Genomic DNA, 21,878 nt, shown 5'->3' on the forward strand with positions numbered 1-21,878 from the left:
ACGGGCTTTCGCTCTTTTCTGAGGGGCGGACTCGCCCCATATTCGGGGCATGGCGAAGAAACCTGCTCCCCCCGCAAAATCCCCCAAATCCAAGGCACTGAGCTCGAAGGCGCCGAACTCCAAGGCACATCGGCCTGACGTGCAGCCGATCGGGCCGGCGCTGGCCGAGCTGCTGAATCCCGCGATCAATCGCGGCGATGCCGGGCTTGGCTCGGGCACCGGTCTCCAGCCGCCGCCGGACAATTCGCGCGACCGCCGCTCCGGGGGCGAGGCTGCCGCGCATCGCGCGCGCGCCTCGACGCCAAAAGACTTTCCACAGGATACCGCATCGGGCAGCGCGACTCGTGGCTTACTCCTCTCCCCGACCCTCCCCCGCAAGGGGGGAGGGAGCGGAGAGGCCGAAGGTCTTGGCGAAGCACCGCAGGCCAATTACGGAACTGCCGCCACGATCCCGACGCTCGATCCGGAACTGGCGCGGCAGCTCGGGCTGCCCACAGAGGAGGACGATGCCGAGGCCCTCGCCCGCCCGCCGCGCAACAAGATGGAGGCGCTCGGCGTCAAGGCGACCGCGGATGCGCTGGAATCGCTGATCCGTGAGGGCCGGCCGGAGTTCCGCAAGGACGACGGCAGCTTGCGGGTATGGACGCCGCACCGGCCGCCGCGCCCGGAAAAGTCCGAAGGCGGTGTGCGCTTCGAGATCAAGTCGGAATATGAGCCGCGCGGCGACCAGCCGACCGCGATCGCCGAGCTGGTCGAGGGCATCCAGCGCAACGACCGCTCGCAGGTGCTGCTCGGCGTCACCGGCTCCGGCAAGACCTACACCATGGCCAAGGTGATCGAGGCGACGCAGCGCCCCGCGATCATTCTGGCGCCGAACAAGACGCTGGCCGCCCAGCTCTATGGCGAGTTCAAGAGCTTCTTCCCGGACAACGCGGTCGAATATTTCGTCTCGTATTACGATTACTACCAGCCGGAGGCCTATGTCCCGCGCACGGACACCTACATAGAAAAGGACTCCTCGATCAACGAGCAGATCGATCGCATGCGTCACTCCGCGACGCGCGCGCTGCTCGAACGCGACGACGTCATCATCGTTGCGTCCGTATCCTGCATCTACGGTATCGGCTCGGTCGAGACCTACACCGCGATGACGTTTGCGCTGAAGAAGGGCGAGCGCATCGACCAGCGCCAGCTGATCGCCGACCTCGTTGCCCTCCAGTACAAGCGCACCCAGGCCGATTTCACCCGCGGCACGTTCCGTGTGCGCGGCGACGTGATCGACATTTTTCCGGCGCACTATGAAGACCGGGCCTGGCGCGTGAATTTGTTCGGCGACACCGTGGAGAATATCGAGGAATTCGATCCGCTCACCGGCCACAAGCAGGACGAGCTCGAATTCATCAAGATCTACGCCAATTCGCACTATGTGACGCCGCGCCCGACGCTGGTGCAGGCGATCAAGTCGATCAAATCCGAATTGAAGATGCGGCTCGACCAGCTGCACGACCAGGGCCGCCTGCTGGAAGCGCAGCGCCTGGAGCAGCGCACCACGTTCGATCTCGAGATGATGGAGGCGACCGGAAGCTGCGCCGGCATCGAAAACTATTCGCGCTATCTCACGGGACGTCTGCCCGGCGAGCCGCCGCCGACGCTGTTCGAATACGTGCCCGACAACGCGCTGGTGTTTGCCGACGAAAGCCACGTCACGGTGCCGCAGATCGGCGCCATGTTCAAAGGTGACTTCCGCCGCAAGGCGACGCTGGCCGAATACGGCTTCCGCCTGCCCTCCTGCATGGACAACCGCCCGCTCCGCTTCGAGGAGTGGGACATGATGCGCCCGCAGACGGTCGCGGTGTCGGCGACGCCGAGCGGCTGGGAGATCAACGAGAGCGGCGGCGTGTTCGTCGAGCAGGTCATCCGCCCCACCGGGCTTATTGATCCTCCCGTTAATATTCGCCCGGCCCGCACCCAGGTCGACGATCTCGTCGGCGAGGTGCGCGCCACCGCGCAGGCCGGCTATCGCTCGCTGGTCACCGTGCTGACCAAGCGCATGGCGGAAGACCTCACCGAATATCTGCATGAACAGGGCATTCGCGTCCGCTACATGCATAGCGACATCGACACCATCGAGCGCATCGAGATCATCCGCGATTTGCGCCTCGGCGCCTTCGACGCGCTGGTCGGCATCAACCTCTTGCGCGAAGGCCTCGACATTCCCGAATGCGCGCTGGTCGCGATTCTGGACGCCGACAAGGAGGGCTTTCTGCGCAGCGAAACCTCGCTGATCCAGACCATTGGCCGCGCCGCGCGCAATGTCGACGGCAAGGTGATCCTCTATGCCGACCAGGTGACGGGATCGATGGAGCGCGCCATCGCCGAGACCGACCGCCGCCGCGAGAAGCAGGTCGAGTACAACACCGCGCATGGCATCACGCCGGAGAGCATCAAGAAGTCGATTGGCGACATCATGAACAGCGTCTACGAGCGCGATCATGTGCTGGTCGAAATCGGCGGCCACGACATGACCGACGACGTCATCTCGATCGGCCACAATTTTGAAGCCGTGCTCGGCGATCTGGAAACGCGGATGCGCGAGGCCGCAGCCGATCTGAATTTCGAGGAAGCCGCCCGCCTGCGCGACGAAGTCAAGCGCCTGCGCGCCACCGAGCTCGCCGTGGTCGACGACCCCACCGTCAAGCAGCGCACCGTGCAGGGCAAGGCCGGCGCCTATGCCGGCACGAAGAAGTACGGCGAGGCGGCCAACCTCCCGGTCAGCGCGATGAAGAAGAAGACCGTGAGCTCTGCGTTGAAAGCCAGCGGCGGAGGCGGCGGCTCCAAGGTGCACAAGCCGCATCTCGACGAAATGCACGGCCCGGAGTCACTGCCCTATCGGGCGGATCGCGCGCTGCCGTCAAAGCCGTTCGGCGGCGAGAGCCGGATCATCCAGCCGACCGATTCAAAGCAGTCGGGGCCGGAGTTCGGGCCGTCGCCACGGTCAAGCGGCGGCGCGCCGGGGCATCGGGGTGGGTGGAAGAAGAGGTAGGCGACGGAGTATCGTCCGCGCTTGTCGTGGCTATGGATTCCGGGCTCGCCACTTTGCGGCGCCCCGGAATGACGCGGAGAGATTCAGGCTCCTCACCCCGCAATCGCCGCCAGCAGCGACAACAGCAGTACAGACGCCATGAGCTGCACCGACGTCGCGGGCCTGGTGCGCCAGCAGGCGATCTTTTCGGAGAGGGACAGGTTCGCGTCGAAGAACTGGGCTTCGTAGCCGTTCTTGAAGAGCGTCGGGAACGCCGACCCGACCGAGACGACGAAGATGCTGTAGAACATCGACGCCAAGGCAATCGTGAGTACAGGACTGCTGCCGCGGTAGTCTCCCAGAAGCTTCACCATCAGAGAAGCAGCGGCGAAGATCGGGAAGCCCTGAAGGATTGTGGTGAGCGCAAAGCCTTCGAGCCAATTGAGCGGGCCGAATTTCGGCGCGGTGATGAAGGGCATAACACGCTCACCCCACGCTCGCCGTCACCACCGCCATCACCGACAACATCAGCACGATCGCGACGAGCTGCATCGAGGCTGCCGGGTGGGTGCGCCATTCGGTGATTTTTTCGGAGAGTGACAGGCTGGGATCGAAGAAGCTCGGCTCGTAGAGCAGCCTGGAGAGCGCCGGGATTGCCGACCCCAGCGTCACCGCGATCACCGCGTGAACGAGGGACGCGCAGGCGACGAAGATGGCGACGCCGGGGTCGCCGACGAGGTCGTGATTGCCGAACAGCTTGAGCAGTAGCGCGGCGGCGGCGAAGGTCGGGAAACTCTGGAGGATCGCGGTCAGCGCAAAGCCTTCGAGCGCGTTGTGCAGGCGGGACTTTCTCGCGGCGGCGGTGACGGCCATGGCACGTCTCCCTGGTGACATGCGGATGACATTAGCCGCATCGGGAGATCCGGGATGTGAGATGGGTCACGGGCTGCTGTTCACCTCGCCCCGCTCTTGTTCGCCGAAGCTTCGGCGCAAGGCGGGACGAGGGAGCGGACCGCCGATATGGCGGTAAGTCAGGCTCTCACTCCCTGAAAGTAATATTTGCGGTTGGAGCCGTCATGGGCGCCGGATTTCAGGCAGCAAGCTTTGAAATCTGCGTCCGGAGCCGCAGGGGCAGAGGTCGTTGCGGCCGAGCTTTTCGGTCAGCTCGACGTCACCATGGACGACGCGCCTGCCCCGCTTGACGTGGGTTTCCGAGGGGAATGAGTTCCGCCGCTTACGCGTGACGCTGAAAGCAGGGGAGGTTTTCGAGATCGCGATAGTTGCGCATGACGCCCTCCATCGGTTGGAAACGCGGCCCGTTGCCGCGGCGTCTCGCTATCACGATGTGGGCTGCGTGGAAAGGCGACGACAGCGTTACAGCTTGGCTACAACTTTCCTTGGCCGTTCACTTGGCTCTCCTGTTGCTGCTGCTTCTCCTGCTCCTTGGCTTGGTGGCGACCGTAAAGGCAGCCCGCGGCGGCGCCTAACACGCCGTGATGGCCCGCATAGTGACCGGCGACGCCGCCGACGACGGCGCCCTTGATACAGCCCTTGGCGTTGGCGGCGGATGTCGCACCACAGATGAGGAGCGCGGCGGCGATGGCGATGAGCGGGAATTTCATGGATCGATGTCTCCGGGTGCGGTGTCGGCGTCTCAACGAGCACGGACCGGCTCGGGTTCCAGCGCTCTCCACACGGCGATAATATGTGGCGCGCGCTCGCGCATCTCCACAAGCCCCGTTTGAACCTCCCTCGCCGTTTCCCAGACCCATTCCGGGGCGTCGTGCACGCCGGGGGTGAGTGGGGCCAATGAAAGTCGCGTTGCTTGTAATCTTGGGGCTGTTCCTGGGCGCGCTGGGCGGGGCGGCGCTCGGCATCGGGGCCGGGCTCGCCTGGGTCGAAATCGCGCACACCACGAGCTTTGAAGGCCATAGCGGCATGCTGGTGTTCTTCACCTTCATGCCGCTCGGCGCTGTCATCGGCGGGATCGGCGGCGCGGCTCTGTTCGGCCTGCTCGCCATGCGCGACGACGCCATCGCGATCGAGCGGAACCCCGCAGCGGAACCGGCACGTAGCCGGGACCGGTAAAATACGGGGTTCTATTGTAAATCTCACATTTCGCGCTCAATTGTGCATTGCGAAAATGTGAATTGCGTTTTGGCCGAAACGACCTATTTGTTCGTATACTAATGAATTAGCAACCCGCTGCGCCTACTGTGCATGGGGTTGTTTTTCGTTTTTTTGCAAGCCAGCTTCAGGACGCCCCCAAAATGACAGAGCACAGCCTCTGGCGTTTCTCGCGCGCGTTGCACCGCGCGATCAACGACCGGCATTTCGAGGATATCGAGGCCCTGATCGACGAGGACGTCGAATGGGCGATCTACGGCCCGATCGACATGTTTCCGTTCCTGGGCGCGCGCCAGGGCAAGCGGGCGGTGCTCGACGTCATTCGCCAGCTGGCCGACAACTTCCGCGTCCGCCGCTTCGAGCGCGAGAGCATCATGCTGGGCGTCGATTCCGCCTCCTCGATGCTGCGCTATTCGCTGACCGCACTGGATTCCGACAAGCCGATTAGCTTGCGGGTCGCGCAGTTCGCCCAGTTCAGGGCGGACCGGCTCATCAACATGCGTGTGCTGGTCGACACTTTCGATCTGGTCGAGCAGGCACTCGGCCGCGCCATTCATCTGCCAAAGGTGACGAGCGTCGGCTGAGGGGGACACCAACGGGCCCCGCAATTCGGGACCGATCGATTGATGCTCCCGCGACGTTGTCCTGGCCTCCAGCCCCGCCGGATGCCGTCGTGGAGAAGCTCGTCATCGGGCGCGCGCCTTTCGCGCGGCCCGTTGGTTCGTTATTCTGGGCAAGGCGAACGCCACAATTTCGCAATGATAGTTCCGCATCCTCTGCGCGAACTGGGCTCGCGGGCAGGACGATGGAATTCTCGACAGGTTTGGGCTGGACCAGGCTGCCGTTACTGGCGGCCGCGTTGATTTTCGGCTCGGTGCCGACGGCCTCGGCGCAGATCATTCCGCCCTTCTCCCCTGCCCCCGCGGCGGCCGTGCCTGACGAAGAGGCGGAGGACGCCCCCGACGTCAACGACCCCGACGTGCTCAAAGGTATCGACGTCGACAAGCTCGACTGGGCCCAGCTCGCCATCGACGCCGGCACGCTCAACGACATCATCGCCGCCAAAAAGCGGGCGCAGGCCGCAGCCAGGGACGGGATGGACTGGTCGTCCAACGCCAATGCCAACGGCTCCTCGGCGGTGAAGGTCAAGCAGTCGGTCTCCTCGTTTTGGGATGCCCGAATCGGCGCCGACATGACGGTGGCGAAGGAGCCGACCACGATGTCGGAGCTGATGGCGCAGAAGGCCGCCAATGGCGGCAATATCCCGCAATCCTCCGGCAGCGCCTGGGCCGCCGCGACCGCGCCGGGCGCGGGCTCGGTGTGGGACAAGACCGCGGTGGAAGGCCGCATCGATCCCGGCTCCGAGCAGAGCAAGATCGGCGCGTCGCTGACCAAATCGGTGCCGCTGTCGGGCGACACGTCGCTGACGCTCCAGAACGGCTACAGCGTCAACCAGCAGGGCACCACCGCGCTGCCCGGCATCGCCGGCCACACCACCCGCAACTACGAGACCGAGCAGTCCGCCAAGGTCGAGATCACCGACACCGGCACCAGCATCACGGCGGGCCAGACGCTGTCGACCACCGACGACAAATGGCTGCGCAAGGTCGGCGCCGAGCAGAAGCTGTTCGACAACGTCACCGTCTCCGGCTCCGTCGGCGAGACCTCGCAAGGCGCGATCAACAAGAGCCTGACCGCGGGCTTCAAGAAGAGCTGGTGAATCTTCTTTAGAAACTTGTAACCAAACGCCACGGCAAAGCCCCCGAATGGTCCGCCCTTGCCGCATCTCTGCCTAGTTGCCGTCAAAATCCGACGCCCTGATGCATCGGCCTGACACACATCGTCGTGCGGGGGACACTCGCGCTGCGCTCAACGCGAACAGGGGAACACCGATGAACGCCATTCGTCCGGAAAAGGTTGAAGCAACCGAGACCGAAACCGTCGACAGCAATCTCGCCGCAGTGACGGAAGTCGAAGCCGGCATCCGCGATTTCGTCCGCAACGACATCGCCTATCTGCGCCGTCCGGCGACGACGGCCACCGAGCCGGCGCTCGATGCGAGCGCGGAAGCCACCGTCACCAACGTCAACTCGCTGATCCAGCGCGTCGCCGGCACCTCGCTCGCCGAGATCGAGAATCTGATCTCCGAGCTCGAAAGCCTGCGCGACCTGCTCCATGCCGAAGGCCAGCGCGTCCAGCGCGAGATCTCCGGCTACGCCCAGCTCAGCCAGGCCGCAATGAAGTCGACCCGCATGATCGCCGACAACGTCACCCAGTGGAAGCGCGCCGCCGACGGCCTGCGCAACAGCTGATCGCACACGTCTCGCATCACCAGCCGCCGCGTTCCGAAAGGGACGCGGTGGTTTTGATTCTGTCACCACATTCTCGCGGTCATCGCCCGCGAAGGCGGGCGATCCAGTATTCCAGAGACGGTTGTGATTGAGTCGAGAGGCCGCGGAGTACTGGATGCCCCGCCTTCGCGGGGCATGACGGCGGAGGGTGTGGTCCGCACCGCGCGGCCTAACAGCCCCCCCGGCTTTTGAACCCTCCGCTCCTCCCCGGCGACCAATGCCAAGCGCCCGCAGCCATCACGGCGGGCCTGGGGACATTTCAGATGGAAAGCATTCGACCGGACAACACGGACCCGATACCGATGCGGCCCGCGCCGAACCAGTTCGGCACGATCATGCTGCGCTTTGTCGGATTGCTGGCGGTCGCGATCGCGATATTGGCGTTCGTCTATAGCCGCTGAACTGAAGCCGGATGCCGGCCCCGAAAAGTTAACGAACCCTTAACGGCTCGCGTCGATCGTCGAGGCTTCCAGGGTGTAACCGCCATCGGCATAACCCTTCACCACCATGCCGGCCACCAGCATCACAGCCAGCGTGGCGGTAGCGAAGATAAATCCGACCAGCTTGAGTGCGCCGCGGTCTGCCATGATGCTCGTCCCCTGTACTCTGCCCAGTTCGTTCAAATAGACAGCGACAGGTTCATAATTGGTTAGCAACTCGATGGTTCCGCCAACTGCTTCGCAGGCCGGCCATCTCGGAAAGGCTTATGGCAGCAGCCCCGAATCGCGTCCATAGCGCGCGGGCAACACTCGCGCGCTCTTTTCAACCGTTCATCTTGGAACAGATCTAACCGCTCTTTCGCATTGGCACGAAGGCCGAGGCGGTGATGGAATAGACTTCCTCGCCGCGCTGGTTGGTGCCGGTGGTGCGGGCCGTCAGGATGCCCCAGCCGGGACGCGAGCCGGAGGCGCGCTTATCGATGACGACATTGGCGTAAACGACGGTGTCGCCGGCGAGCACCGGCTTGATCCAGCGCAGATCGCGAAAGCCCGGCGACGGCCCCCACACCGCAACCTCCTCGCCGCGTGCTGCGGCCTCGCGCGCCAGGCGCTGGCCGTCTGCGACGAGCAGGCTCATGCAGGCCGAGCCGACATGCCAGCCGGACGCGGCGAGCCCGCCGAACAGCGAATTCTTGCCTTCCTCCTCGTCGAGATGGAAGCGCTGCGGATCGAACTTTGCGGCGAACGTTTTGATGGACTCGGCCGTGAAGGTGTAGGTGCCGATCTCGCGGCGATGACCGATCTCGATCTCTTCGAAAAACGGCATCAGACCGCTCCCTCGCGTCGCTCGATCAGGATCGGCGAGGTCATCTCGCACAGCGCGTCGCCCTTGGCGTTGCGCACGGTGCATTTGAACTTGACGATGCCGAGGCTTGGCCTGCTCTTCGAGGTGCGGGCTTCCACGACGTCGACGTCGAGCGTGAGGTCGTCGCCGGGCCGCAAGGGAGACAGCCAGCGCACTTCATCGACGCCGGGCGAGCCGAGCGATGCGGCGCGAGTGATGAAGCCGTCGGCCATCATCCGCATCATCAGCGAACAGAGGTGCCAGCCCGAGCCGGACAGGCCGCGCAGCATGCTCTTGCTGGCAGCCTCCTCGTCGAGGTGCATCGGTTGCGGATCGAACTCGGCCGCAAAGGCCAGGATCTCGTCGCGGGTGACATGGCGCGGGCCGAACGTGCCGAACCGGCCGGGTGGGAAATCTTCGAAGGTCAGGGTCATCTTTGGATTGGCTTCCGGGAATGACAGATTGTGGCCGCACTTTGCGGCAATCTCAACCCGCCGGCCCGCATGGCTCGTGCTACATTCGGCGAGTCGGGCCAGACCAGCCTCCTCATCGGATTGACGCGGCCGGCGGCGCGATTTGCCCGGGGGAGAGAGATGTTTTCATTCAGCGATCTGTTTCAATGGGACCGCTTCATCACGCCGACGATCATCAAGACCTTCTACTGGCTGGTGATCGGCGTGATCTGCCTGTTTGGACTCTCCGGAATCTTTGCAGGTCTCACGGCGATGGCGATCAGCCCGTTCGCCGGCTTCCTGGTGGTGCTGGAATCGATCGCGGGCGTCGTCGTCGGTGTCGTGTTCTCGCGCATCGCCGCGGAGCTGATCCTGATCGTGTTCCGCATCAACGAGCATCTCGGCGCGATCAGGGATCAGGGCGGCGGGGTGCGGTGAGGCACCCTTCTCCGCGCCTTACGTATTGAACCGGAAATGCATCACGTCGCCGTCGGCGACGACGTATTCCTTGCCTTCGAGCCGCAGCTTGCCGGCATCGCGGGCGCCGGCTTCGCCGTTGAGCGCGACGTAATCGTCATAGGCAATGGTCTCGGCGCGGATAAAGCCCTTCTCGAAATCGGTGTGGATCACGCCGGCCGCACCCGGCGCCTTGGTGCCGCGATGGATGGTCCAGGCGCGGGCCTCCTTCGGCCCCACCGTGAAATAGGTGATGAGCTGGAGCAGGGTGTAGCCGGCGCGGATCAGGCGATCGAGACCGGCCTCCTCCAGGCCCAGCGTCTCCAGGAAATCAGTGCGCTCGTCACGCGAGATCGTCGCGATCTCGGATTCGATTTTTGCCGAGATGACAACGGCAATTGCGCCCTCTTTCGCCGCCTGCTCCTCGACCGCCTTGGAAAAACCGTTGCCGGTCGCGGCCGAGCCTTCCTCGACGTTGCAGACGTAGAGCACGGGCTTCGACGAGAGCAGGCCGAGCATCGAGAAGGCGCGCTCTTCCTCGGCCTTGCGCTCGACGAGGCGCGCGGGCTTGCCCTCGCGGAGCAGCACCAGCGTGCGGTTGACGAGGTCGAGCTGCTCCTTGGCGTCCTTGTCGTTGCCCTTGGCTTTCTTGGACAGATTGTCGACGCGCTTCTCGAGGCTGTCGAGGTCGGCGAGCATCAGCTCGGTCTCGATGGTCTCGATGTCGGCGAGCGGGGCGATCTTGCCCTCGACATGGGTGATGTCGGAATCTTCAAAGCAGCGCACGACATGCGCGATGGCATCGACCTCGCGGATGTTGGCCAGAAACTGGTTGCCGAGGCCTTCACCCTTGGAGGCACCGCGCACCAGGCCTGCGATGTCGACGAAGGTCAGCCGGGTCGGGATGATCTGCGCCGATTTGGCGATGGCCGAGAGCTTGTCGAGCCGCGGATCGGGCACGGCGACCTCGCCGACATTCGGCTCGATGGTGCAGAACGGATAGTTCGCCGCCTGCGCCGCGGCCGTCTCTGTCAGCGCGTTGAACAAGGTCGACTTGCCGACATTGGGCAACCCGACAATCCCGCATTTGAATCCCACCAGCGTTATTCCTTGCCGTTGTCGTCCTTGGTCAAAAATCCCTTCGCCTGCATCGCGAGATGCACCCTGTTGGCGAAGGTCGCGTCCGTGCCCTTGGCGATCAGTGCCGCGTGCTCGGCCACCGCGTCGCAAAGCGTCGCCACCCAGTCGTTGTCGGCCTTGGCAAAGTCCGACAGCACATGGCCGTGCACCATCTCCTTGACGCCGGGATGACCGATGCCGAGCCGCACCCGGCGGTAGTCGTTGCCGATATGGGCGGAGATCGAGCGCAGGCCGTTATGCCCGGCGATGCCGCCGCCGATCTTCACCCGCACCTTGCCCGGCGGCAATTCGAGCTCATCGTGGAACACGGTGACGTCGCCCGGCGCGATCTTGAAGAAGCTCGCCGCCTCCTGAACGCTGCGGCCGGAGTCGTTCATGTAGGTCGTCGGCTTGAGCAGGATGACGCGCTCAGGCCCGAGCGCACCTTCCGAGGTCTCGCCCTGAAAACGACGGCGCCATGGTGCGAAACCATGACGCCGCGCGATCTCGTCGACGGCCATGAAGCCGATATTATGCCGGTTACGTGCGTATTTCGCGCCGGGATTGCCGAGCCCAACAAAGAGTCGCATGACGCGGTGCGCCCCTCGCTCGGCGCGCAGTCAGGGACCGCGCGCCGGCTTTGAGAGATTACTTCTTCTTGTCGCCGCCGGCCGGAGCCTTGGCAGCAGGAGCCTTGGCAGCCGCTGCCGGAGCAGCAGCACCCGCAGCCGGAGCCGCAGCGCCAGCCGCCGGAGCGGCCGCACCAGCCACCGGAGCCGCGCCACCAGCAGCAGCCGCAGCCGCCGCCTTCAGCTCTTCAGCGTAACCGGACGGCGGTACGATGGTGACGAGGGTCGCGTCCTCGCGGGTCAGCGCCTTGACGCCGGCCGGCAGCTTGATGTCGGCCAGATGCAGGGAGTGACCGATTTCGAGCGAGCCGACATCGGCCTCGATGTACTGCGGGATGCTCTCGACGCCGCATTCGAGCTCGATTGCATGCGCGACGATGTTGACGGCGCCGCCGCGCTTCACACCCGGGGAGCCTTCCGCCTTCACCACGTGCAGAGGCACGCTGATGCGGATGGTGGCGCCTTCGCCGAGGCGCATGAAGTCGACGTGGATCGGGAAGTCCTTGACCGGATCGAGGTGGAAGTCGCGCGGAATCACGCGGTGCTTCTTGCCGTCGAGGTCGATGTCGACCAGCGTGGTCAGGAACCGGCCGGCGAGGATGCGCTGGCGCAGTTCGCGATCATCGACCGAGATCGTGAGCGGGGGTTGCTTGTTGCCATAGATCACTCCGGGCACTTTCCCGGCGCGACGCTCAGCCCGGGCGGCCCCCTTGCCGCTCTTCGGACGTGCGGTCGCCTTCAATTCCTTGACGGTCGCCATAACGTTAAGTCCTTGTTTTTGCAAAAGTTAATGGGCCGCAACGCGGCCCATGGTGCACGCCGCAGCAAGCCTCCAGGGGTGCGGGGGCTGCGGACGTGGCGGGCTTTTAGCCGGAAGACGCGGAAATGACAAGGAGAATGGGCTACCGGGTGGGAACTGTAGCCCGGATGGAGCGCAGCGAAATCGGGGTGGTTCCGCGGGCGCAGCTCCCCGGATTGCGCTGCGCTCCATCCGGGCTACGGGGCCATCATGCCCCGCCGAGCTTGGCCTCCAGCGCCGCGATCCGTGCCTTCAGCGCCTCGTTCTCCTCACGCGCCAGGCGGGCCATATCCTTGACCACCTCGAACTCCTCGCGCTTGACCAGATCCATGTCGCGGAGGAATTTTTCGGCCTGGTTGCGCAGCACCGTGTCGAACTCGCGCTTGGCGCCCTGTGCGGCACCGGCGGCGTCGTTCATCAGGCGGCCGATCTCGTCGAAAAACCGGTTGGTGGTCTGGGTCATTTCGGTCTCCTTGGCGTCCCCGATAAACTTTGCGCGAACTGCTCAAAGCACAATGGCAATCCAGACGAGACGGTTCAAGGGCTGACCCGAGCTATCCTTGTCATGCCCCGGTTTCCTTGCAATCGTATTCACCGTCCCTGCATAACAAGAATCACAAGGCGGAACGCAAGACATGATCGAGCAGCAGATCGCAATTCCCACCAAGGACGGTCACACCGCGACCTTCATCGCTCATCCCGAGCGCGGCGGCCCCTTCCCGGTCATTCTCTTCTACATGGATGCGCCGGCGATCCGCGAGGAGCTGCGCGACATGGCGCGCCGGCTTGCGACATCGGGCTATTACGTGATGCTGCCGAACCTCTATTACCGCTCCGGCGTGATGGAGCTCGGCGCGCTGCCGGCCGATCCGAACGCGCCGGAGCGCAAGCGCATGTTCGCGCTGATGGGCTCGCTCACGATTCCCATGATCATGGACGACACCAGGGCACTGCTGACCTATGCCGAGGGCCAAGCCGCTGCGAACACGAAGATCGTCGGCACCGTCGGCTACTGCATGAGCGGCCGCTACGCCGTCAACGCCGCCACGCATTTTTCCGATCGCGTCAAAGCCGCCGCCTCGATCTACGGAACGCAGCTTGCCACCGATCAGGATGACAGCCCACATCTCGCCGCCGGCAAGACCAAGGCCGAGCTGTATTTCGGCTGCGCCGAGACCGATATCTATGCGCCCACGGAGATCATCGAGAAGGTCAAGCAGGGCATGAGCGGCGCCAAAGCCGAGGTCGAGATCTATCCCGGCACCCATCACGGCTTCGCCTTCCCCAAGCGTCCAGTCTATGACCGCGACGCGGCCGAGCGGCATTGGGAGCGGCTGCTCGCGCTCTACCGCCGCAACCTCGTCTAGCGTGCGATGCCCTTTCTGCTGATCGACTTTCCGTCCTTCAATCCGATCGCGGTCGCGATCGGACCGTTCGCGATTCGCTGGTATGCGCTCGCCTATATCGGCGGCATCGTGCTCGGCTGGCTCTATGCGCGCTCGCTGTTGAAGAACGAGCGGCTGTGGGGCGGGCCCGCGCCGATCTCGCTGCTCCAGATCGACGATTTCATCCTCTGGGTCACGCTCGGCATCATCCTGGGCGGTCGCACCGGCTACGTGCTGTTCTACAATCTGCCGTTCTTCATCGAGCATCCCACGGCGATCTTCCGGCTGTGGGAGGGCGGCATGTCGTTCCATGGTGGCTTTCTCGGATGCGTCGTTGCGGTGATGTGGTTTGCCTACCGCAACCGCATCTCGATCCTGTCGCTCGGTGACATCACCACTGCGGTCGGTCCGATCGGGCTGTTCCTCGGGCGGATCGCCAACTTCATCAACGGCGAATTGTGGGGCCGCGCCACCGATGCGAGCGTGCCCTGGGCGATGATCTTCCCCCATGACCCGACACACCTGCCCCGCCATCCGAGCCAACTCTATGAAGCCGGCATGGAGGGCATCCTGCTGTTCACCGTGCTCGCGATCATGATCCGCTTCGGTGCCCTGAAACGGCCGGGCATGATCCTCGGTGCCTTCATCCTGATCTATGGCCTGACCCGGATCGCCGGCGAGCATTTCCGCGAACCAGACGAGCAGCTCGGCTTCCTCTGGGGCGGATTAACCATGGGCATGCTGTTGTCCATCCCGATGCTTATTGTCGGCGGTATACTTATTGTATGGGCTATCAAGCGCGGTGCGCCGAAGCCCATCGAGGCCATTCGTTAATTCATTTCGAGAAAGCAGTCCGTGACCGACTCGCCGCTGTTGAACGAGATCAAGGCGCTGATCAAATCCTCGGGCCCCATGCCGGTCTGGCGGTACATGGAACTGTGCCTGATGCATCCGCGCTATGGCTATTATGTCTCGCGCGATCCGCTCGGGCGCGAGGGCGACTTCACCACCGCGCCCGAGGTCAGCCAGATGTTCGGTGAGCTGCTCGGCCTGTGGACCGCGTCGGTGTGGAAGCAGATGGGCTCGCCACAATTCCTGCGGCTGATCGAGCTCGGCCCGGGCCGCGGCACCATGATGGCGGACGCGCTGCGCGCTTTGCGCGTGCTGCCGCCGCTCTACCAGGCGCTTCATATCCACCTGGTCGAGGTCAACCCTATCCTGCGCGACCGGCAGAGCGCGACGCTGTCGGGCGTGCGCAACATCGCCTGGCACGACAGCATCGACGACGTGCCCGAAGGTCCAAGCATCATCCTCGCCAACGAATATTTCGACGTGCTGCCGATCCACCAGATGGTGAAACGCGAGAACGGCTGGCACGAACGCGTGATCGAAATCGATCCCAACGGCAAGCTTCAGTTCGGCGCGGCCTCCGAACCGACGCCGCGCTTCGACGTGCTGCTGCCGCCTTTGGTGCGCGCGGCGCCCGTCGGCGCCGTGTTCGAATGGCGGCCCGATTCCGAGATCATGAAGCTCGCAACGCGCGTGCGCGACCAGGACGGCGCGGCGCTGATCATCGATTACGGCCATCTGCGCAGCGATGCCGGCGACACCTTCCAGGCGATCGCGCGCCACACCTTCACCGATCCCCTGAAGGCGCCGGGCCAGGCCGACGTCACTGCCCATGTCGACTTCCAGGCGCTGGCGCGGGCGGCGGAGGACGTCGGCGCCCTCGTGCACGGGCCGGTGACGCAAGGCGATTTCCTCAAGCGCGTCGGCATCGACACCCGCGCGGCCGCGCTGATGCAGAAGGCGGCGCCGGACGTCGCCACCGACATTTCCGTGGCGCTGAAGCGCCTGACCGATACGGGGCGCAGCGGCATGGGCTCGATGTTCAAGGTGCTCGGCATCTCCGAGCCACGGCTGACCGGCCTCGCGGGCCTCAGCGATCTCGAACAGGCTAGAGGCGCGTCATGACGCTTGCTTCGTCGCTGCTCTCAGCAGTGCCCGGTTTGCGCCATTCCTTCTTCACCCGTGAAGGCGGTGTCTCTAGCGGCATCTATGCTGCGCTCAATGGCGGGCTCGGCTCCAATGACGATCCGGCCCATGTCGCGGAAAACCGCCGCCGCATGGCCGAGCATGTCGGTGTCGCACCGGAGCGCTTCCTCAGCCTGCACCAGATCCATTCGCCCGACGTCCTCGTCGCAGAGGCTCCATGGCCGAGCGGGCCGCGGCCGAAGGGCGATGCGCTGGTCACCAAAACGCCGGGCATCGCGCTCGGCGTCTCCACCGCCGATTGCGGTCCGGTGCTGTTCGTCGACCCCAATGCGCGCGTGATCGGCGGCGCCCATGCCGGCTGGAAGGGCGCGCTGACCGGCGTGCTGGAATCCACAATTCTCGCAATGGAGAAACTCGGCGCTACACGCAGTGGCATCATCGCTGCGATCGGCCCCTTGATCCGCCAGGCCAGCTATGAGGTCGGCAACGAGTTCGTCGCGCGCTTCATCGAGGCGGATGCGGAGAACGCCATGTTCTTCATCCCGTCGGTCCGCGAAGGCCACGCCATGTTCGACCTTGCCGGCTTCATCCGCAAACGGCTGGAGGCCGCCGGCATCCTGATGATCGACGATCTCGGTCTGGACACCTATGCCGACGATCGCTTCTTCAGCTATCGACGCTCGGTGCATCGCAAGGAGCCGGATTACGGCCGGCACATCCACGCGATTGCGCTGGAGGGGTGAACACACAGGCAACGCCGTGTCATTCCGGGGCGATGCACAAACATTGCCCCCGCAATGCCCCGGGTCTGTGTCGTCCCCGCCCTAGACGTTAATGCGTTTTAACGATATCGCTGCCCTCCATAATGAGGGACGCGTCATCCATCTTGCGCCGCGCAGGTTCGCGCGTGCTGGCGGTCATGCTGCTGGCGGCTGCGACCGCGCTTGGCGGCTGCGCCGGCGGAGGTGCTGCGAGCAATTCCTACGCGATGGCGCCGGCCGCCGGCAGCGGAGCGACGGTGGCCTTCGAATCGATCGACGGGCCGCCGCCACAGGTGTTCGACCGCATGGTCGGCGTGCTCGACAGCGAATCCAAGCTGCGTAGCCTGTTCGTCGTCTCCCGTGAGGGGACGGCTGCCTACCGCGTGCGCAGCTACCTCTCCGCCCAGGTGGTGCGTGGTAAGACCGTGATCGCCTGGGTCTGGGACGTCTATGATTCCAACCAGCAGCGGGCGCTGCGCCTCACCGGCGAGGAACCGACTGCGGTGAAGGGCGGCCGTGATCCCTGGCAGGCCGCCGACGATCTCGTGCTGCGGCGGATCGCCCAGGCCGGATTCAGCGGACTTTCCAACATGATCAACGGAACGCCGGCGGATGCGCCGGGCTCTGTTCCGGGCCTGCGGGGACCGGCCGTGGCGAGCATGACCCCAGCGGGGCCGACACCGGACATGCGGGCCTCCGCGCTCGGCTACGCCGAGCAATAACCCCCGCTAAACCACGGGCCCAACTACCGGCCAAACCGTTGGCCCGACTCGGGATTTCGAAGGGAAAACGTAGCATGCCGGGTTGCCAGTGCGGCCTTCGGCCTGATATTTCCTCGCCCGTCGTAACCGTGCTTCCAGTGGGTAGTCTCTGATGTTGAACATCGTGTCCAGCAAAGCGCGGGAGGAAGCGTCCATGTCGGCCAAGAACGGCTCCATCAAGCTTGTCGCCGGCAACTCCAATCCGGCTCTCGCCCAGGCCATCGCGCAGGGCCTCGACCTGCCGCTGACCAAGGCCGTGGTACGGCGCTTCGCCGACATGGAGATCTTCGTCGAGATCCAGGAAAACGTCCGCGGTTCGGATGCCTTCATCATCCAGTCGACCTCGTTCCCGGCCAACGACCATCTGATGGAATTGCTGATCATCACCGACGCGCTGCGCCGCTCGTCGGCGCGCCGCATCACCGCGGTGCTGCCCTATTTCGGCTACGCCCGGCAGGACCGCAAATCGGGTTCGCGCACGCCGATCTCGGCCAAGCTCGTCGCCAATCTGATCACGCAGGCCGGCGTCGACCGCGTCATGACGCTCGACCTGCACGCCGGCCAGATCCAGGGCTTCTTCGACATCCCGACCGATAATCTCTACGCAGCGCCCATCATGGTGCGCGACATCAAGGACAAGTTCGACCTCTCCAAGACGATGGTGATCTCGCCTGACGTCGGCGGCGTGGCGCGCGCACGCGGCCTCGCCAAGCGCATCAACACCCCGCTCGCGATCGTCGACAAGCGCCGCGAGAGGGCCGGCGAATCCGAGGTCATGAACGTGATCGGCGACGTCGCCGGCTACACCTGCATCCTGATCGACGACATCGTCGATTCCGGCGGCACGCTGGTGAACGCGGCCGATGCGCTGATCGCCAAGGGCGCCAAGGAAGTCTACGCCTACATCACCCACGGTGTGCTCTCCGGTGGCGCGGCCGCCCGTATCGCCGGCTCGAAGCTGAAAGAGCTCGTGATCACCGACTCGATCCTGCCGACGGATGCGGTGACCAAGGCACCGAACATCCGCACGCTGCCGATCGCCAGCCTGATCTCCGACGCGATCGCACGCACCGCGGCAGAAGAATCGGTGTCCAGCCTGTTCGACTGAGTTTCTTCTTCGCCTCACCCCGCAAGCGGGGCGAGGGAGCTCGTCCCTTAAGTCTCTCACGACCGAGGGGCGGGTTGTTGCCGGCAGCGGCCCATGACATCATCCAGATACCGAGTCATCCCTGCCTTCTGGATACCTGATGCCACGACGGAAATTTGCTTGGGAAAAGCTGTCGGATGAGCAGTTGCTCCAGCAGCGCCTCAGCAGCCTGAGGGTTTCGATCGAAGGCACCTGGCTCGAGGATTGTGTCAGCACCCTCCACGAAGAGCTCGAAGAACGCGGCATCCGGCTGCGGCCGCACACATGGATCTCGAGCGAATGGTTCAGTCCGGGCGATGTGCCCGGCATCGCCATTCCCTTCTATCTCGCTCATCCCCGCCTGATGAAGCTCGAGAAGAAGATGATGTTCGACGTCGAGGGCGGAACCTGGCGCGAATGCATGGCCATCCTCCGTCACGAAGCGGGCCACGCCATGCAGCACGGCTACCAGCTGCAGCGCCGCCGGCGCTGGCAGCAGCTGTTCGGCCCGTCGTCGAAACACTATCCGCGCTACTACCGGCCAAATCCGGCCAGTCGGCGTTACGTCCAGCATCTCCGGCTGTGGTACGCGCAGAGCCATCCGGACGAAGATTTCGCCGAGACCTTTGCGGTGTGGCTGCGGCCACGCTCGAACTGGCGGACGCGATATGCCGGATGGCCGGCGCTGAAGAAGCTCGAATATGTCGACGAGCTGATGAACGAGATTGCGGGAAAGCGGCCGCTGATCACGACGCGAGAGCGTGTCGATACGCTGGGGCGGCTCAGCCAGACGCTCGAAGAGCACTACAAGAAGAAGCAGGCGTTCTACGCCTTCACGCCGCCGAAGACCTACGACCGCGACCTCTCCCGGCTGTTTTCAGCCGATCCACGGCATCACCGCTCAAAGCCGGCCTCGGCCCTGATCAGGCGCCACCGCGCCCAGATCAGGCAATTGGTCGCGCGGTGGACGGGCGAGAACCAGCTCACGCTCGATGCCGTGCTCGATGACATGATCTCCCGCTGCCGCGAGCTCGATCTGCGCGCCGTCGGCCCCGAACAGAAGCTCGTTCTCGATTTCACTGTCCTTGTGACCGCCAAGACGATGCACGCGCTGTTTGGCCCGTCTCGGCGCAAATGGATCGCGCTATGAGGCGACTCCGTATTCTGGTCCTGATGCATCCGGACTTCCTGCCCCCGGACTCCTCCGACGGATACACCGCGCAGGAGGTCAATACGTGGAAAACCGAATACGACGTGGTGAGCACCTTGCGCACGGCCGGCCACGACGTCCGCCCGCTCGGCGCGCAGGAGGAGATCAAGCCGGTGCGCGAGGCGATCGAGGAGTTCAAGCCGCACATTGTTTTCACGTTGCTGGAGGAATTCCACAACAACGTCGCCTACGACCAGCACATCGCCAGCTATCTCGAACTGATGAAGGTCCCCTATACCGGGTGCAATCCGCGTGGCCTGATCCTGGCGCGCGGCAAGGATTTGTCCAAGACGCTGGTGCATCACCGCAGGATCGCGGCGCCGGCCTTCGCCGTCTTCCCGATGCGCCGCAAGGTGAAACGCCCGACGCGCCTTGCGCTGCCGCTGATCGTCAAGAGCCTGAACATGGATGGCTCGTTCGGCATCTCTCAGGCATCGATCGTCGACACCGACGAAAAGCTGGCGGAGCGCGTCGCCTTCATCCACGAGCGGGTCGAATCCGCCGCCATCGCCGAACAGTTCATCGAGGGGAGAGAGCTTTATGTCGGCGTGCTCGGCAACAACCGGCTGCGCGTCTTGCCGGTTTGGGAGCTGAAATTCGGCAGCATGGGCGGGCGTAGGTCGCGGCACATCGCCACCGAAAAGGCAAAGCATGACACCGACTATCAGGAGAAGGTCGGCATCGTCGACGGGCCGGCGAAGGACCTCGCGCCCGAAATCACCGCGCGCATCCAGCGCGCTGCAAAGCGCATCTACCGGGCACTTGGACTCGACGGCTACGCGCGCATCGATTTTCGTCTTGCCGCCGACGGCACGCCGTATTTCATCGAAGCCAACCCCAACCCCGAGATCGCCAAGAGCCAGGAGTTCGCCACGGCGGCTCAACATGCCGGGCTCAAATACCCGGACCTCCTGCAGCGCATCCTGACTCTCGGAATCAGCCGGGCCAAGGCGGGCGTGTCGCTGGGGTGAGCTGGGTCAGCTTGCACGGATATCGTAGGGTGGGCAAAGGCGCGAAGCGCCGTGCCACCGTCTTTGTTTGCGATAGAGAATGGTGGGCACGCTTCCGCTTGCCCACCCTACGAGACCTATTGCGCCTCGGCCTTCGCGCTCACCACGTCGGCAAATGACTTGAAGAACTCCCCCACCAGCTTCGTCGCGGTCGAATTGATCAGCCGCGCTCCCAACTGCGCGAGCTTGCCGCCGATCTGCGCATCGACTTCGTAATGCAACACCGTCACGTCGGCACTCTCGGATTCCAGCCGCACCAGCGCGCCGCCCTTGGCGAAGCCGGCGACGCCGCCTGAGCCCTCTCCTGAGATACGGTAACTGTTGGGCGGATCGAGATCAGACAGCGTCACCTTGCCGCCGAACGTTGCCTTCACCGGACCGACCCTGAAGATCACGGTCGCGGTCATCTCGTTCGGACCGGTCACCTCGAGCGACTGACAGCCGGGGATGCACTGCTTCAGCACATCGGGATCGTTCAGCGCGGCCCACACCTGATTGCGTGATGCCGGGATGCGCTGGCTGTCGTTCATCTGCATGATCGGTTCTCACTCTCTGCTTGCGGCCTGATTGGCGGCGCGCTGGCCGCGTCTCCGTTCCTGGGTGATCTCGGCGAGGATCGACATCGCGATCTCCTCCGGGGTGATGGCGCCGAGATCGAGCCCGGCGGGCGCCCTGAAATCATCGATCGCAGCAGCTATCGCGCCTTCCGCGATCAGCTTTGCGCGCAGCGACGCCATCTTGCGGCGGCTTCCGACGAAAGCGTGATAGTCGGCCCTGGTCGCGACGGCCGCGCGCAAGGCGGCTTCGTCGCCCTTGCCTTGCGTGGACACCACGACGAAGCGTTTGGCGTCGTTGAGATCGCCGAGCTGGTAGCCATCGATCATCGTATCGGCGTCCGGCTGCGCCGTGAGATCGGAGGCCGGCGCGGCGAGCGTGACGTGGTAGCCAAGCGTGCGCGCCTGCGCCGCAAGCGAGAGAGCCACTGGGCTCGCACCGAGGATGACGAGCGAGGGATGCGGCAGCACCGGCTCGACGAAAATATCCATCGTGCCCTTGCTCGGGCACATGTTGCTGACAAAACGGATGCCGTCGCGGCTCTCGCCCGCGCTGACGCCGAGCTCGGCCAGCAGATTTTCCGGCTGCACCGAGACCATGCGCGGCTCCCCGTCGGCGAGCGCCTCGCGCGCCGCCTTGAGCACCGCGCCCTTGGCGCAGCCGCCGCCGATCCACCCCGCCACGATGGTGCCGTCGGCGGCGATGATCGCCTTCGCACCGGCTTTCGCCGCCGTTACCGACACCGTGCGCACGACGGTCGCGAGCACAAAGGCACGCTCGGCGGCTTTCATCTGCGCCACGAGATCCAGCACTTCGACGTGAGCGGTCATCGGTGC

At 64.5% G+C, this 21,878-nt stretch carries 28 protein-coding genes; 15 read left to right on the top strand and 13 right to left on the bottom strand.

Translation table 11 applies throughout. The features are described from left to right. Window positions 1–49 precede the first annotated feature (49 nt). A complete protein-coding gene (gene uvrB / locus UB31_RS01035) occupies window positions 50–3,043 on the top strand; it encodes an excinuclease ABC subunit UvrB (protein ID WP_082078363.1) in 2,994 nt (997 codons plus the stop codon). Between the two features lie 92 nt (window positions 3,044–3,135). On the opposite strand, the gene UB31_RS01040 is transcribed toward uvrB, so the two are convergent. The 4 genes from UB31_RS01040 to UB31_RS01050 all read right to left on the bottom strand — a co-directional run bounded on the left by UB31_RS01040 (window position 3,136) and on the right by UB31_RS01050 (window position 4,644). Beyond that, window positions 3,136–3,501, bottom strand: a complete 366-nt coding sequence (locus tag UB31_RS01040) for a hypothetical protein (RefSeq protein ID WP_045009472.1) — start codon at window positions 3,499–3,501, stop codon at window positions 3,136–3,138. Between the two features lie 7 nt (window positions 3,502–3,508). Then, window positions 3,509–3,895: a hypothetical protein gene (locus UB31_RS01045; protein ID WP_045009473.1), complete on the bottom strand. Its 387-nt coding sequence runs from the start codon at window positions 3,893–3,895 to the stop codon at window positions 3,509–3,511. Between the two features lie 201 nt (window positions 3,896–4,096). Next, window positions 4,097–4,300, bottom strand: coding sequence for an SEC-C metal-binding domain-containing protein (locus UB31_RS42920; protein ID WP_197090755.1), 204 nt, complete (start codon window positions 4,298–4,300; stop codon window positions 4,097–4,099). A gap of 107 nt (window positions 4,301–4,407) precedes the next feature. Then, window positions 4,408–4,644: a hypothetical protein gene (locus UB31_RS01050; RefSeq protein ID WP_045009474.1), complete on the bottom strand. Its 237-nt coding sequence runs from the start codon at window positions 4,642–4,644 to the stop codon at window positions 4,408–4,410. 187 nt (window positions 4,645–4,831) lie between these two features. On the opposite strand from UB31_RS01050, the gene UB31_RS01055 reads away from it, so the two are divergent. The 5 genes from UB31_RS01055 to UB31_RS42005 all read left to right on the top strand — a co-directional run bounded on the left by UB31_RS01055 (window position 4,832) and on the right by UB31_RS42005 (window position 7,901). After that, entirely contained in the window at window positions 4,832–5,110 is a 279-nt protein-coding gene (locus UB31_RS01055) for a hypothetical protein (RefSeq protein WP_045009475.1), read from the top strand. Between the two features lie 182 nt (window positions 5,111–5,292). Beyond that, window positions 5,293–5,733, top strand: a complete 441-nt coding sequence (locus tag UB31_RS01060; RefSeq protein WP_045009476.1) for a nuclear transport factor 2 family protein — start codon at window positions 5,293–5,295, stop codon at window positions 5,731–5,733. Between the two features lie 221 nt (window positions 5,734–5,954). Further along, on the top strand, window positions 5,955–6,869 hold the full coding sequence (locus UB31_RS01065; protein ID WP_045009477.1) for a hypothetical protein: 915 nt from the start codon (window positions 5,955–5,957) through the stop codon (window positions 6,867–6,869). Between the two features lie 172 nt (window positions 6,870–7,041). Beyond that, window positions 7,042–7,461, top strand: coding sequence for a hypothetical protein (locus UB31_RS01070; protein ID WP_045003734.1), 420 nt, complete (start codon window positions 7,042–7,044; stop codon window positions 7,459–7,461). Between the two features lie 302 nt (window positions 7,462–7,763). Continuing rightward, window positions 7,764–7,901 carry a hypothetical protein gene (locus UB31_RS42005; RefSeq protein ID WP_197087272.1) on the top strand — a complete coding sequence of 46 codons (138 nt, stop codon included), beginning with the start codon at window positions 7,764–7,766 and terminating at the stop codon, window positions 7,899–7,901. 39 nt (window positions 7,902–7,940) lie between these two features. On the opposite strand, the gene UB31_RS42010 is transcribed toward UB31_RS42005, so the two are convergent. The 3 genes from UB31_RS42010 to UB31_RS01085 all read right to left on the bottom strand — a co-directional run bounded on the left by UB31_RS42010 (window position 7,941) and on the right by UB31_RS01085 (window position 9,218). Then, a complete protein-coding gene (locus UB31_RS42010; protein WP_045003736.1) occupies window positions 7,941–8,087 on the bottom strand; it encodes a hypothetical protein in 147 nt (48 codons plus the stop codon). 199 nt (window positions 8,088–8,286) lie between these two features. Then, a complete protein-coding gene (locus tag UB31_RS01080; protein ID WP_045009478.1) occupies window positions 8,287–8,766 on the bottom strand; it encodes a MaoC family dehydratase in 480 nt (159 codons plus the stop codon). Then, the gene (locus UB31_RS01085) at window positions 8,766–9,218 is read right to left on the bottom strand and encodes a MaoC family dehydratase (RefSeq protein ID WP_045009479.1); all 453 of its coding nucleotides are present in this window, start codon (window positions 9,216–9,218) and stop codon (window positions 8,766–8,768) included. The genes UB31_RS01080 and UB31_RS01085 overlap by 1 nt, the downstream gene beginning before the upstream one ends. A 159-nt stretch (window positions 9,219–9,377) precedes the next feature. On the opposite strand from UB31_RS01085, the gene UB31_RS01090 reads away from it, so the two are divergent. Next, the gene (locus UB31_RS01090) at window positions 9,378–9,674 is read left to right on the top strand and encodes a DUF4282 domain-containing protein (RefSeq protein ID WP_027534247.1); all 297 of its coding nucleotides are present in this window, start codon (window positions 9,378–9,380) and stop codon (window positions 9,672–9,674) included. Window positions 9,675–9,692: 18 nt separating this feature from the next. On the opposite strand, the gene ychF is transcribed toward UB31_RS01090, so the two are convergent. The 4 genes from ychF to UB31_RS01110 all read right to left on the bottom strand — a co-directional run bounded on the left by ychF (window position 9,693) and on the right by UB31_RS01110 (window position 12,702). Beyond that, window positions 9,693–10,790 carry a redox-regulated ATPase YchF gene (gene ychF, locus UB31_RS01095; protein WP_045003744.1) on the bottom strand — a complete coding sequence of 366 codons (1,098 nt, stop codon included), beginning with the start codon at window positions 10,788–10,790 and terminating at the stop codon, window positions 9,693–9,695. A gap of 5 nt (window positions 10,791–10,795) precedes the next feature. Beyond that, the gene (pth, locus tag UB31_RS01100) at window positions 10,796–11,401 is read right to left on the bottom strand and encodes an aminoacyl-tRNA hydrolase (RefSeq protein WP_045009480.1); all 606 of its coding nucleotides are present in this window, start codon (window positions 11,399–11,401) and stop codon (window positions 10,796–10,798) included. Between the two features lie 58 nt (window positions 11,402–11,459). Then, window positions 11,460–12,200, bottom strand: a complete 741-nt coding sequence (locus UB31_RS01105; RefSeq protein ID WP_045003747.1) for a 50S ribosomal protein L25/general stress protein Ctc — start codon at window positions 12,198–12,200, stop codon at window positions 11,460–11,462. Between the two features lie 247 nt (window positions 12,201–12,447). Beyond that, window positions 12,448–12,702 (bottom strand): accessory factor UbiK family protein, encoded by a 255-nt coding sequence (locus UB31_RS01110; protein WP_045003749.1) that lies wholly within the window; start codon window positions 12,700–12,702, stop codon window positions 12,448–12,450. Window positions 12,703–12,874: 172 nt separating this feature from the next. On the opposite strand from UB31_RS01110, the gene UB31_RS01115 reads away from it, so the two are divergent. From UB31_RS01115 to UB31_RS01150, 8 genes are all read left to right on the top strand, one after another. Further along, complete coding sequence (locus UB31_RS01115) at window positions 12,875–13,606, top strand: dienelactone hydrolase family protein (RefSeq protein ID WP_045009481.1); 732 nt, start codon at window positions 12,875–12,877, stop codon at window positions 13,604–13,606. A gap of 6 nt (window positions 13,607–13,612) precedes the next feature. Next, complete coding sequence (gene lgt, locus UB31_RS01120; protein ID WP_045003753.1) at window positions 13,613–14,458, top strand: prolipoprotein diacylglyceryl transferase; 846 nt, start codon at window positions 13,613–13,615, stop codon at window positions 14,456–14,458. A 21-nt stretch (window positions 14,459–14,479) separates the two neighbouring features. Further along, window positions 14,480–15,598 (top strand): class I SAM-dependent methyltransferase, encoded by a 1,119-nt coding sequence (locus UB31_RS01125; protein WP_045003755.1) that lies wholly within the window; start codon window positions 14,480–14,482, stop codon window positions 15,596–15,598. Beyond that, on the top strand, window positions 15,595–16,362 hold the full coding sequence (gene pgeF / locus UB31_RS01130) for a peptidoglycan editing factor PgeF (protein WP_045009482.1): 768 nt from the start codon (window positions 15,595–15,597) through the stop codon (window positions 16,360–16,362). Before UB31_RS01125 ends, pgeF begins: the two co-directional genes overlap by 4 nt. A 122-nt stretch (window positions 16,363–16,484) precedes the next feature. Next, the gene (locus UB31_RS01135) at window positions 16,485–17,102 is read left to right on the top strand and encodes a hypothetical protein (protein ID WP_045009483.1); all 618 of its coding nucleotides are present in this window, start codon (window positions 16,485–16,487) and stop codon (window positions 17,100–17,102) included. A 193-nt stretch (window positions 17,103–17,295) separates the two neighbouring features. Further along, on the top strand, window positions 17,296–18,249 hold the full coding sequence (locus tag UB31_RS01140) for a ribose-phosphate pyrophosphokinase (RefSeq protein ID WP_045004225.1): 954 nt from the start codon (window positions 17,296–17,298) through the stop codon (window positions 18,247–18,249). 139 nt (window positions 18,250–18,388) lie between these two features. Then, on the top strand, window positions 18,389–19,417 hold the full coding sequence (locus UB31_RS01145; RefSeq protein ID WP_045003759.1) for a putative zinc-binding metallopeptidase: 1,029 nt from the start codon (window positions 18,389–18,391) through the stop codon (window positions 19,415–19,417). Beyond that, the gene (locus UB31_RS01150; RefSeq protein ID WP_045003760.1) at window positions 19,414–20,448 is read left to right on the top strand and encodes a D-alanine--D-alanine ligase family protein; all 1,035 of its coding nucleotides are present in this window, start codon (window positions 19,414–19,416) and stop codon (window positions 20,446–20,448) included. The genes UB31_RS01145 and UB31_RS01150 overlap by 4 nt, the downstream gene beginning before the upstream one ends. Before the next feature lie 116 nt (window positions 20,449–20,564). Here the strand turns inward: UB31_RS01150 and UB31_RS01155 are convergent, their stop codons facing one another. Further along, window positions 20,565–21,023 carry an SRPBCC family protein gene (locus UB31_RS01155; protein WP_045009484.1) on the bottom strand — a complete coding sequence of 153 codons (459 nt, stop codon included), beginning with the start codon at window positions 21,021–21,023 and terminating at the stop codon, window positions 20,565–20,567. A gap of 9 nt (window positions 21,024–21,032) precedes the next feature. Continuing rightward, complete coding sequence (locus tag UB31_RS01160) at window positions 21,033–21,872, bottom strand: XdhC family protein (RefSeq protein WP_045003763.1); 840 nt, start codon at window positions 21,870–21,872, stop codon at window positions 21,033–21,035. Window positions 21,873–21,878 lie beyond the last annotated feature (6 nt).

It is taken from the genome of Bradyrhizobium sp. LTSP849 (assembly GCF_000938255.1).
Lineage (GTDB): Bacteria > Pseudomonadota > Alphaproteobacteria > Rhizobiales > Xanthobacteraceae > Bradyrhizobium.

Bases quoted from the DNA above. Each gene is read 5' to 3' on its own strand.
- UB31_RS01050 (WP_045009474.1), bottom strand. From the start codon at position 4,644: ATGAAATTCCCGCTCATCGCCATCGCCGCCGCGCTCCTCATCTGTGGT.
- UB31_RS01155 (WP_045009484.1), bottom strand. From the start codon at position 21,023: ATGCAGATGAACGACAGCCAGCGCATCCCGGCATCACGCAATCAGGTG.
- pth (WP_045009480.1), bottom strand. From the start codon at position 11,401: ATGCGACTCTTTGTTGGGCTCGGCAATCCCGGCGCGAAATACGCACGT.
- UB31_RS01085 (WP_045009479.1), bottom strand. From the start codon at position 9,218: ATGACCCTGACCTTCGAAGATTTCCCACCCGGCCGGTTCGGCACGTTC.
- UB31_RS01110 (WP_045003749.1), bottom strand. From the start codon at position 12,702: ATGACCCAGACCACCAACCGGTTTTTCGACGAGATCGGCCGCCTGATG.
- lgt (WP_045003753.1), top strand. From the start codon at position 13,613: ATGCCCTTTCTGCTGATCGACTTTCCGTCCTTCAATCCGATCGCGGTC.
- uvrB (WP_082078363.1), top strand. From the start codon at position 50: ATGGCGAAGAAACCTGCTCCCCCCGCAAAATCCCCCAAATCCAAGGCA.
- UB31_RS01045 (WP_045009473.1), bottom strand. From the start codon at position 3,895: ATGGCCGTCACCGCCGCCGCGAGAAAGTCCCGCCTGCACAACGCGCTC.
- UB31_RS01135 (WP_045009483.1), top strand. From the start codon at position 16,485: ATGAGGGACGCGTCATCCATCTTGCGCCGCGCAGGTTCGCGCGTGCTG.
- UB31_RS01140 (WP_045004225.1), top strand. From the start codon at position 17,296: ATGTCGGCCAAGAACGGCTCCATCAAGCTTGTCGCCGGCAACTCCAAT.
- UB31_RS01055 (WP_045009475.1), top strand. From the start codon at position 4,832: ATGAAAGTCGCGTTGCTTGTAATCTTGGGGCTGTTCCTGGGCGCGCTG.
- UB31_RS01080 (WP_045009478.1), bottom strand. From the start codon at position 8,766: ATGCCGTTTTTCGAAGAGATCGAGATCGGTCATCGCCGCGAGATCGGC.
- pgeF (WP_045009482.1), top strand. From the start codon at position 15,595: ATGACGCTTGCTTCGTCGCTGCTCTCAGCAGTGCCCGGTTTGCGCCAT.
- UB31_RS01070 (WP_045003734.1), top strand. From the start codon at position 7,042: ATGAACGCCATTCGTCCGGAAAAGGTTGAAGCAACCGAGACCGAAACC.
- UB31_RS01115 (WP_045009481.1), top strand. From the start codon at position 12,875: ATGATCGAGCAGCAGATCGCAATTCCCACCAAGGACGGTCACACCGCG.
- UB31_RS01105 (WP_045003747.1), bottom strand. From the start codon at position 12,200: ATGGCGACCGTCAAGGAATTGAAGGCGACCGCACGTCCGAAGAGCGGC.
- UB31_RS42010 (WP_045003736.1), bottom strand. From the start codon at position 8,087: ATGGCAGACCGCGGCGCACTCAAGCTGGTCGGATTTATCTTCGCTACC.
- UB31_RS01145 (WP_045003759.1), top strand. From the start codon at position 18,389: ATGCCACGACGGAAATTTGCTTGGGAAAAGCTGTCGGATGAGCAGTTG.
- UB31_RS01065 (WP_045009477.1), top strand. From the start codon at position 5,955: ATGGAATTCTCGACAGGTTTGGGCTGGACCAGGCTGCCGTTACTGGCG.
- UB31_RS01160 (WP_045003763.1), bottom strand. From the start codon at position 21,872: ATGACCGCTCACGTCGAAGTGCTGGATCTCGTGGCGCAGATGAAAGCC.
- UB31_RS01090 (WP_027534247.1), top strand. From the start codon at position 9,378: ATGTTTTCATTCAGCGATCTGTTTCAATGGGACCGCTTCATCACGCCG.
- UB31_RS01040 (WP_045009472.1), bottom strand. From the start codon at position 3,501: ATGCCCTTCATCACCGCGCCGAAATTCGGCCCGCTCAATTGGCTCGAA.
- UB31_RS42005 (WP_197087272.1), top strand. From the start codon at position 7,764: ATGGAAAGCATTCGACCGGACAACACGGACCCGATACCGATGCGGCCC.
- UB31_RS01150 (WP_045003760.1), top strand. From the start codon at position 19,414: ATGAGGCGACTCCGTATTCTGGTCCTGATGCATCCGGACTTCCTGCCC.
- UB31_RS01060 (WP_045009476.1), top strand. From the start codon at position 5,293: ATGACAGAGCACAGCCTCTGGCGTTTCTCGCGCGCGTTGCACCGCGCG.